Annotated in this window: 7 protein-coding genes and 1 pseudogene; 4 read left to right on the top strand and 4 right to left on the bottom strand. The window is 44.1% G+C overall.

Going from position 1 to position 10,236, the window contains the following annotated elements:
- The coding region (locus tag BM331_RS10965) for an ABC transporter permease (protein WP_074929506.1) at window positions 1-1,199 on the bottom strand (1,199 nt) is incomplete at its 3' end.
- A 231-nt stretch (window positions 1,200-1,430) separates the two neighbouring features.
- Between BM331_RS10965 and pepA the strand changes: the two genes are divergently transcribed.
- Entirely contained in the window at window positions 1,431-2,282 is an 852-nt protein-coding gene (gene pepA / locus BM331_RS10970; protein WP_074929507.1) for a flocculation-associated PEP-CTERM protein PepA, read from the top strand.
- Window positions 2,283-2,394: 112 nt separating this feature from the next.
- Here the strand turns inward: pepA and BM331_RS10975 are convergent, their stop codons facing one another.
- Window positions 2,395-3,621 (bottom strand): glycosyltransferase, encoded by a 1,227-nt coding sequence (locus BM331_RS10975; protein ID WP_074929508.1) that lies wholly within the window; start codon window positions 3,619-3,621, stop codon window positions 2,395-2,397.
- Between the two features lie 68 nt (window positions 3,622-3,689).
- The gene (locus BM331_RS10980) at window positions 3,690-4,565 is read right to left on the bottom strand and encodes a class I SAM-dependent methyltransferase (protein ID WP_074929509.1); all 876 of its coding nucleotides are present in this window, start codon (window positions 4,563-4,565) and stop codon (window positions 3,690-3,692) included.
- Window positions 4,566-4,737: 172 nt separating this feature from the next.
- On the opposite strand from BM331_RS10980, the gene BM331_RS10985 reads away from it, so the two are divergent.
- The 3 genes from BM331_RS10985 to BM331_RS10995 all read left to right on the top strand — a co-directional run bounded on the left by BM331_RS10985 (window position 4,738) and on the right by BM331_RS10995 (window position 9,147).
- Window positions 4,738-5,808, top strand: a complete 1,071-nt coding sequence (locus BM331_RS10985; RefSeq protein WP_074929510.1) for an adenine nucleotide alpha hydrolase family protein — start codon at window positions 4,738-4,740, stop codon at window positions 5,806-5,808.
- Window positions 5,809-6,193: 385 nt separating this feature from the next.
- Window positions 6,194-8,035 (top strand): AMP-dependent synthetase/ligase, encoded by a 1,842-nt coding sequence (locus BM331_RS10990; protein WP_177217865.1) that lies wholly within the window; start codon window positions 6,194-6,196, stop codon window positions 8,033-8,035.
- Window positions 8,032-9,147: an SDR family oxidoreductase gene (locus BM331_RS10995; protein WP_074929512.1), complete on the top strand. Its 1,116-nt coding sequence runs from the start codon at window positions 8,032-8,034 to the stop codon at window positions 9,145-9,147. The genes BM331_RS10990 and BM331_RS10995 overlap by 4 nt, the downstream gene beginning before the upstream one ends.
- Window positions 9,148-9,203: 56 nt before the next feature.
- Here BM331_RS10995 and tnpC read toward each other — a convergent pair.
- Window positions 9,204-10,141: pseudogene (tnpC, locus tag BM331_RS12290) on the bottom strand (IS66 family transposase); the annotation flags it as partial.
- Between the last annotated feature and the right edge of the window lie 95 nt (window positions 10,142-10,236).

Genomic DNA, 10,236 nt, shown 5'->3' on the forward strand with positions numbered 1-10,236 from the left:
CAGGCGGGGTAAAAGCTGGCGATAAGCGTGGTAATGATAGCCAACGCCAGTGCTTCCAGTAGCATATCCGGGGTGACGAGGATTTCTCCGGTGTAACCGCGTGCCATACCAGGTGGGGGGGGCATGGGGATACCAATATTAGAAATAATTGCCGCCAGCAGCAAACCAATCAGCACACCCAGCCCACCGCCGATGCCACCAATCAGCGCACCTTCACACAGAAACTGGCGCAAGATGTCGATTTTTTTTACACCCAGCGCCATGGCGGTACCGATTTCTCCTGTTCGTTCCATCACGTTCATCGTCATGGTGTTGGAAATACCCAGCAAAATAATGAGCGCGATGATCAGCTTGATTGCCTGTACCTGTTTAGTAAATAGCACTGTCGTTTTATTGTAGAAATCCGCTAGCTGATACCAGGGTACGATCTCAAACTGATCTGGTGATAGCTGCTTGCGTAGTGCCACTAATACAGTATCCGTTTGTGCAGTATCGTTTAGCAGCACGACCCAACTATGCACTCCTTGCGTGCGCAACAGTTGCTGCGCAATGCTGATTGGCAACCGTAGTGCATTATCATCGTAGGATTTGGTAACGGTGTTAAACAAGCCGCCGATGGTCATTTCAACAGCATTAATCCCCCCCGTTGCGGTATTGACCAGCAGTACCACCTGATCCCCCACCTCAACACCCAGATTGCGTGCCAACCCCTCCCCTATGATGAGGTGATCAGGATGATCAACAGATAAATGGCTGCCAGTTGAAATCTTAAGCGCATTACCAAAGTGTACCTGCTCCTGCGGATCGATCCCTTCGCCAATGAAGGAAAGCGTGGAATCGCCATGACTGATCAGGCCACTAAAGCTAAGGCGAGGAACAATTGTCTTTATCAAGGATTCCTTTGTTCCAAATGTAAAGTTTTTCGACAAACTCTTTCGAAGATCATCTGGCAGCAAAAAACGGTAGGGGTCCGCCTTGCCGGTCTCAAAATAACCAGGCTTGACGATCTGTAGATGACCCAGTTGCGAATGGATAGTGGTTTCCCGCATACCCCAGAATATCCATTCAATAAAGCCGCTGGCCAGTATCATGACAGCACAACTGAATATCACCACAGCAATAGCAATTGTGTTTCGTCTTTTTTGACGTGTAAGATTACGAAATGCTAGTTTGATGTAATATTTTATTGCTATATCCATGTTGGAATTTTCTATATAAACGCCACAGTGATCTTGGTTATCTGTCGGAATATTTTACACTGGCGTATTAGTGATAGCTTGAGGAAGTTGGACATGATATGTAACACTTTGATTTATAGTGAATGAAACAGATATTTAAATTATGGCACGTATATTGCTTCTATATTATTGCAGTAGTAAGCAGGTAAGTTCTACACTAATTCTTTAAATTGATTAACTCGAGAGGTAACCATGAAACAAAAAATCTTTACTTCAGTGCTTGTGGCAGCGACGATGGGTTTGTCTGCATCGGCAATGGCAGCCCCGTCTATTACTAATCTGGATGGTACCCACATGCCGTTCGATGGATTCGACTGGGCAAAGAATGGCACGGCAATATCAACGCCTATCCCGGAAGGAGGATTGAGTGTGGGTGATGCTTTTACTACTTATTTTTTCGCATCTGCTGTCTCCATCACGGATCCTGCTGGGAATGCCTTTGAAGGCCTTAGCGGCTTGGCATCAGCTGCAACCGGCGGTATATTAGGTGCTAATTTATACCAGTATACGGTTGTTGCCTCGTTTAATGAACAGGTTGAGAGCATTGATGCTTCTGGTGCTGTGAATTTTTCAACGACGGGTGGAGCGTGGTCAATATATTATGATCACGCTGGTCTAGATGGGACAAGAGCGAGTATGATAGCCGGTACCGGATTTGATGATGGGGTTCAGTTGTTGTGGGGAGATGTTAACGTTCAGGATATCGGAAGCTTTAATCCAGGTACTAGGAGTGGAGAATTTCATTTCTCAGGTAATGTAGTGGGTACCAACAGTACATATATTAATCCTGATATGATTAAAACCGTTGCTTTTGGCACGCTTCAATTTGGCCCTAACACGACGGGTTGGAATCCAGCGGATGCTAGACCAAATGGTGATGGAACTGCGACGGCTATTGTAGGGAACGCCTTACAGTTTCAGGCAGACGGTAATCAAAGTTTTACTCCTAGCGAAGTGCCAGAACCCGGAGTACTTGCTCTTTTGGGATTAGGTATGTTTGGTTTATTTGCTACCACGCGCAGAAAAAATAACTTGGTAGCTTAATACTGATAGTTGGAGTGTTATCACGAGAAACCGGCAATTTGCCGGTTTCTCGTTTAGGTAGGTAATTAGACGACATTGAGCGATAAGCGGTAAAAAATTTTAGTCTAGTCTTTCAAGAGAGATGTGAGCTGATTTTGTTGATAATCTCCGGAAATTTTTCTTTAGGTTGGCAGTTTTTGAACCAGTTTGCTACTTGTTGAGCATTCTTGGAAAAGTTATCTTCATTGAGTATTTGTTGTATTGCTGCCCTGATCTTGTTATACGTTACCTGATCTGCGCGTACTTTTAATCCGGCACCTGTTGCCACGATGAAGTTCATATTTAGTAGTTGATCCATATTGGCCGGAATACCTAAAACAGGCGTCCCTTCCCGTAGTGCCTGATGTGTACTGGGACTGCCGCCATTACAAATAACCAGTTTTGCTATCGCAGCAGTACTTGCACCAGGCAAAAAATTACGCGTAACAATCTGGCCGCGTATTGATTTATCCAGTAAGTAACCACAAGTTGCAACTACTGCCTTGTAGCCAAGTGATGTAGTTGCTCTTACAATCGTATTGAGCAAACTTGGATCACCGGAGCTTCCCATGGCGATATATATCAATGGCAAATCTTTTGATTGAGCTGCGAGTTCTGGAGGGAGTGCAACTTCCGGTGACCAGATAACCGGACCAATATAAGTGTATCGACCCGGAACACCACAATCCCGGATTGGAACCATTTCAGGAACATCTGCGAAAACTGAAATATCAGCCTCGGTAAATACACACCTCAGATCAAACCCAAGTGGTTTCATTCTGTATTTTCGATAAAGCCTGTACATGGGTAGGCTATGTTGCGCCAGAATAGCAGGACGTAATAACCGAAAAATATGATTGGCAACGGTAAAGCCTAGTAGTTGCGTAGTTAGGTGTGCTGGAATTTCATATTCTGTGTGCGCGTAGGGACTCCAGTAGGCATTGGATATCCCTACATAAGGTATTTTCGCTAATCGTGCACTAATGGCGAGGGATAGACGAAAATCACCTACGATGATATCTGGGTTGAGGGTGCTTATTAGTTGCAAATCATCCTGAACATAGCGTTTGAGTACATCATAGCTGAAGACCACTTGCCCGGTATTTACGGCGGCGAGATATGCCTTGCTCCCAATACTCCAGAGATCATGAACTGGTAAACCCGTTTGAGAAGCAATCGATTTAAAGTCAGTACCTGTAGCAATGCTGACATCGTACTGTGCGGAGTTAAGTGTACCTGCCAATACTGTTGGTCTGGCCACGTGAGCCAATGTAGCGGGTTCGGCAAAGAAGAGTATTTTTTTTCTGGTATTGTTGTGCATTGTGATCCGGGTAAGCAGAGTTATAAGCTACTATTTCCGCGTTTATCCTTTGTTTTCGAGAGTCTGGTTCAAAGAGCAGTCGCTGTAATAAAAATATCTTTTTTATGATTCAATAAATAACCAAAGAGGCCATGGAATAAAAGCCGAGGTGAGGTATAGATTAGGCCAAATTTTATGGGGTCAAAAATACTGTCAACTGTTCCGTCCGTAGAAGTCATGTAGTTGAATACAAATGTTGAATTGATGAAAGGGATTTTTGTATCCATATAGCTTTTCTGTTCAACTTTATCGATGCGAAACCCTTTTTTCTCAAGCATTTGGATTAATTGTTTGCTACCGAGGATATGGCGATGGTAAGGCTGATGTAACCAACCAACTTCATCTAGAGGATCATTTAGATGAATGTAATCTGCATTCGGGGTACCAATCATTAGTTTCCCCCAGGGACGCTTAACCAGTGCAGTTATCTCATCTAGAAATGTAACGGGATCCGAGCTGTGTTCAATGACGTCCTGACTATTTATTATGTCAAATTTTTGTGTGTATATGGATCGATCGGAAAATTGACTGCTAAAAGGATCATAACCAATTGTTTTTACGTAACCTTTTTTCTTTAGAAAATATGGGAAACCACCGTTGCCGCAACCGAAATCCAGTATTGAATGATGGGGCAAAAGCCCTCCGCGTACTAATTGACGAAGTCTGGATATAAATAACAACCGTGTGGCGAAATCTATCTTTTGTTTCTGCATGACATAATTTTTATAGTAATAGTCATAATCAATCTCTTCCAGGCTGTGTAATGAATTGCATTGAGCGCAGCGCCAGACTGTGAATTGCTCTTTTTTAAATTGCCGTACATTGGATCTTATTTTTACAGTATTACTGCCATCAATTTCACTTTCCTTACCACATATCTTGCATATTGCTGAATAAGTATTCATTGAGTCTGTTCTTTTGAATTAAAACCACAAAATTTTAAATATAAAGTAGTTTATCTTTATTGGTTAAGATCAAAAGCAATAAATTGAACCATTTTTATGTGAAAAAAGTTACAGGATGCACTTACACTGCTATTTTCACCAGAAGGAACTTTAATACCAATTGGAATTTGATATGTCCCATTGCAAGCTTTGTTTACTCCCTCATAATGCGCCCGGTGCTGAAATCGATTCAAATGGAACGTGCGCTTTTTGTAGATCTCGTGTACCTGATGCTAAAAGTCAGTTTGATCAATTGCGCCAGAAACGGCAGCTCGATCTTGAGAAGGCACTACAGGATTGCCGTGGCAAAGGGCCTTATGATGCGCTGGTTTGTTTAAGTGGCGGGAAAGACAGTCTTTATCTGCTTTACCGGCTGAAGGTTGAGTACAAACTGAACGTGCTGGCATTTACTACCGACGTTAATATTCCTGATATCGCCTGGAAAAATATTCGCCGAACGATTCATAAACTGGATATTGATCATCTGGTATATCGACCTTCTGCTCAGTTTTATCACAAATTGTTCCGCTATTTACTCATGAATCAGGAAGAGCGCGGTGCTGTTTACACGGTTTCCTACGTATATGCTCCGCTGTTTGAAGGGGATGCATTGCAGGTGGCGACAGAGAAAGGTATTCCTTTGGTACTGGCTGGATATTCACCAGGTCAGCCGGAGCCAGAGCGTATGGAATATGAATTTTCACACAAGCTGATTACCGAAACGGACTGGACACCACCCGGTTTACGCGAATCCAGTGAATTTTCGGAAGATGAATTAGCACGTTTCTGGAATCCAAAGCATTTTCCTGTGAGTACTCATTTTCCACGTTATCTCGCGCCCTTTCACGCTTGGGATTATGATCAGGAGGGTATGATTCGCAAGGTACACGAACTGGGATTGGTACAACGACGTGCGCACGGCAACCCAATTTACAGTAATTATCCGATTAACTGGTTGCTGATGTATTCAGATCTCAAGCATTTCGGTTATAACCCGTATGCACCGGAGTTTTCTGCGCTCATTCGCGAAGGCAAGGCCAGTCGTGCCTATTGGTATTTTGCCACCCCCGTTGTTAATTTTATGATCAAACACCGATTACTCTTGGGGCGTAATACCACCGAACAAATGCACCAACTGGGTTTACAGAATGATGATTTGCAGATCACCCGACCACGTGGTGCATATGACCCGAAAATAGATTAGGGGATGTCTGATAACGCTCATTGTTATTACAGCCTTGGTTGCAAACACAGTAGAGTAGAAAACACGATTCAGTTGTAATAGTAACGAAAGTGCTAGATTGCCGACTCAGCTTGATCACCACATTTACTCATGGCTAAAGACCAATTTCCTTACAGTGACGGTAGATATGGTGTCATTGCGAAACCCATTGAGTTGAAGTAATCCAGTAATCCAGAATAAAGGTGATGCAGGGGCGGAAGCACTAGATTGCCAAGTCAAAGAACCTTGTGGTGGCGTGGCGGATTGAGTTGTTGTGATGAACCCAAACAAACCTCCTGTAAGAGAGATAATTTCGTTGAGTAATAAGATCAAAGTAAGTACTTGCGTTGATAATGAAGTTGGGACGGTGCCTAGCTTACTGGCGATGCGTTGCATCACAACCCCTGATGCAGCGGCATTTTATACGCTGGATCAGGATGGTAGCTGGCAATCAACCAACTGGCAACAATTCGCACGGGCTACCATGCAAGTTGGGGCTGCATTAGTTAATGCAGGTATCAGGCAAGGTGACCACATTGGCATCATAGCGCCCACTTCACTTAATTGGGAGTGCGCGCAGATGGGGGCGCTGTCAATAGGTGCCGTAGTTGCTGGTATTGATCCTGAATATCCCACCGATCAGCTCAACCATGTGGTTAAGAATATCGTACCTGCCGCCTTGTTTGTCCAGAATAGATTGGTTCTGGCAAAGATCTCCCCGAATATTCTTCAGAGAATCAACCTGTTCATTTTTTTTGAAGAAGAACCGTTGCAAGAAAATGAATTATGCATGGCTAATCTGTTGGCAAATAAGAAGGTTGGGGTATCTGTAAATTTCCAGATTATAGAGCCGCAGGACGAAGCAGTTATTGTGTTTTCTTCCGGTACGACAGGTATGCCCAAGGCAGTCACTTTTTCGCATGTACAGATTATTATTGCGATTGAAGCTATCACTGGTGTATTTAATGGCTTTAATGATAAAACTATATTCTTGTGCTGGTTGCCGCTTGCAAATCTTTTTCAGCGTATCGTTAATTTTTGTGCAGTGAAAACTGGTGCATCCAGTTATATGCTGAGCAATCCGCGTGATCTAATGCGCTATATCGGACAAGTTAATCCAGATATTCTGATTGGTGTACCAAAAGTATTGGAACGTATCTATTCAGGCATTGTTGAGCGCATTGAAAGCCAGATTTGGCCGATTCGCAAATTGGGGCAATGGGCAATACGTACTGGCTATAAATACGTGGTAGTAAGACAGGCAGAAAATTATCAGCTTGGGATGATGGATTCATTTCTCTTGAGATTGGCAAATTGTATACTTTTAAGCCGTTTGCGGCTGATATTTGGTTCGCGAATACGTTATGTTGTCAGTGGATCAGCAGCAATGCCAGTCTGGTTGCTGGAATGGTACGAAGCAATTGGACTGTCAATCTATGAGGTTTATGGTATTAGCGAGAATGTTGTCCCGGTTGCAGTAAATCACCCTGCTTGCCATAAATTGGGTACGGTTGGCAAGCCATTGTCGCCAAATGAGATAACGCTTGCGGAAGATGGGGAAGTTCTCGTACGTGGACCGGGTGTTTTTAGCGGTTACCAGAATGACCAGGAAAAAAGTGATCTGCGCTTTTCAGCGGATGGCTATTGGCATACTGGCGATCTGGGCCAGCTGGATGAAGCAGGATTTCTTTCATTGATTGGCAGAAAGGGCGATATTTTTAAAACAGCGACTGGCAAGTGGGTGTCGCCTGCAAGAGTTGAAGAGCGGTTTGGGCAGATTGATTGTGTAGAGAACAGTGTTGTTTTTCAGCATTTATCCGGCAAAATTGTTGCAATTATTGTTGTTAATTTAGAGAGATACATGCAAAAAATTGATCTGCACGATCAAGCAAAAATATTTGAGAGTATGGAAAACATCTCAAAAAGCAAGCTATATCAATTGCTGAAAAAAGATATCGATATAGCGCTAAGTGATTTACCTTTTTATCAACGCCCGATTTGTATTGGTATAACAGGTAAATCTTTTACGGTTGGTGGGGGTGAGTTAACAGTTAATATGAAGGTGCGTCGTAATATTATTATCCAACGATTTTCAGTTTGTTTTAAAAACTGTGGATCTGAGACCAATCATGTGAATAAGCATAAACAGGTAGATGCTGATAATTGTGACATTGTAGTTAATAGGGATCCTGTTATTTTTTTTATATGAATACTTATTTTATTACTGGTGCTACAGGTGTGCTTGGTAGTGCTGTTGTCAGAGAGCTCTTGGCAGATTCTCAAAATCAATTAGTTTTGTTGGTTCGTGCTGAGAACAATGCCGCTTTGCAAAAGCGGGCTGCGTGGCTAGTAGCATCGCTTGAAATCAATACTGTAACTGCCAACAGGATAAATTTCGTACAAGGTGATGTGGAACAGGAAAAATTAGGATTGTCTCCTAATGAATTTGCAAAGCTGGGGGAGCGAGTTACGCACATCATCCATAGTGCTGCCAGTGTGCGCATGAATCATTCGCTTGAGCGGGCACGTCTGGCGGCAGTGACTGCGACAGAGCATGTGATACAGCTGGCACAATTAGGCTGGAAAAATAGCTCATTAAAAAAAATGGAAGTGGTAAGTACTGTTGGAGTAGGTGGTAAGCGAAAGGAGCCATTGCCTGAGGGATGGCTGGAGGAGCCAAGAGATTTTCATAATACGTATGAACAATCCAAAGCAGAAGCCGAATCGGTGCTAAGGGTGGAGGCTGAACGGGGTTTACCTATTACTGTCCATCGGCCGAGCATGATTGTAGGAAATAGTCTGACGGGGTATATACTGCACTTCCAGATTTTCTATTTTTTACTCGAATTTATTACTGGTCGTCGCACCCGGGGGGTAATACCTGATATTTCCGAACGATATGTGGATACGATCCCTGTCGATTACGTTGCACGGGTAGTTTCCTGGTCCAGTAGAAATCCCTTAACGATTGGTAGGGTATTGCACTTATGTGCCGGACAAAAAAATGCGACTTCTCTGGATAAAGCAAGAATACTAGCAATCCTGAAGTTCAGGGAAAAGGGTTTGTTTGTTCCATATGAACATATTTTGCCTGTCCCCTGGTTCAAGCTCTTGGTGAGCAGCATTCTCCCTTTTCTGCCCCGAAAAACCAGACGTTCTGTTAACGTATTACCTATTTTCCTGAATTACACTGAGAATCAAGTATTTACCAATACGGAGACATGTGAAATTCTCAAAAATTCTGGATTTATTTTACCGTGCCCGGATGAATTCCTAGGTCCTGTTATCGATTATTACCTTTCAGCAACATATTCGGTGTAGGTGTTGCTGAAATTACACTATTTTTCAACGGATTTATTTGGAAATAATTGGAGTAACTATTCAGCACTCTGAACAGTCTGGTGCATAAAATTTGGGCTTTTTCCTCTGAACAACAGGGTTAACGCCTCAGATGGACTCACCCCCTGTTTACGGCAGGTCGAGAGGTAGCTACACGTATTTTGCAGAATATCTGTGCGCCCTGAAGGGAACGGAAGCAGCCCGATATCTTTTGTTGGACCTCGGTCATACGCAGATCATTTTCACCCTGATTGTTGGTAAATGGAATCTGCGGATCGTCCATAAAACGCAGTACATCGTCGTCCTCATAGTCCCGTAATCATTCCGGCAGATTTCTCTCTTTGGATCGCTTCACCCGTCCCTTCTTTGCGGGGTCTTGTTTCGGGGTAGGGGCGGGGCATTCGGTCTCGGCCTGCTGGAGCAAGTCACGGTACCGCTGGCGCCAGCTGACAACTTCTGTGGTGCTTAACCAACCGTTGTTCTGGTGGGTGGCATCGTTCATCTCGCGCAATAGCTCCTGCATGTCGCGAGCCCAGCGCTGATCATCCTGCTCCTAGGCTCGCTCCAGCTCTCTCAGATGATGGGCATTGCACAGCGAGTGCACACAGGTGCTGTAGCGGTAATAGGGCTTCCAGTGATCATGGCAGAGCACGCCGCAAAACAGCGGTAGCACTCCCATGGCATCCATGGCCTCTGTGCCGCGCTTATCGTGGGGGTAAAGCAGCGTGATATCGGGTGTTGACAGGCAGTGCAGCTAGCGCCGCCGGCCATCGATATTGATGCCGGTTTCGTCAGCATGAGCAACCGCAGCCATGGCCAGTTGTGCTTTCTCCCCCTGCTCGAAGTCGTCAAGCCGTTCATAGGCTTCACGATTAAAGTTGAACAGGGAGCTGGCGCTGACGGGGATGCCCATCTGATCCCGGAACTGATCGCACACGTGCTCATAGGGAAGCAGCTGGAACTGGGACAGGTACACTGTAGTGGTCTAATTTAAACAGACACCTTGATAGGTGGATTAAATCCACTTTAAGAGGACATATTAATGAAAGCACGCAGGAAATTTGACACCCA

This window comes from Nitrosomonas eutropha, assembly GCF_900116685.1.
In the GTDB taxonomy this organism is placed as follows: domain Bacteria; phylum Pseudomonadota; class Gammaproteobacteria; order Burkholderiales; family Nitrosomonadaceae; genus Nitrosomonas; species Nitrosomonas eutropha_A.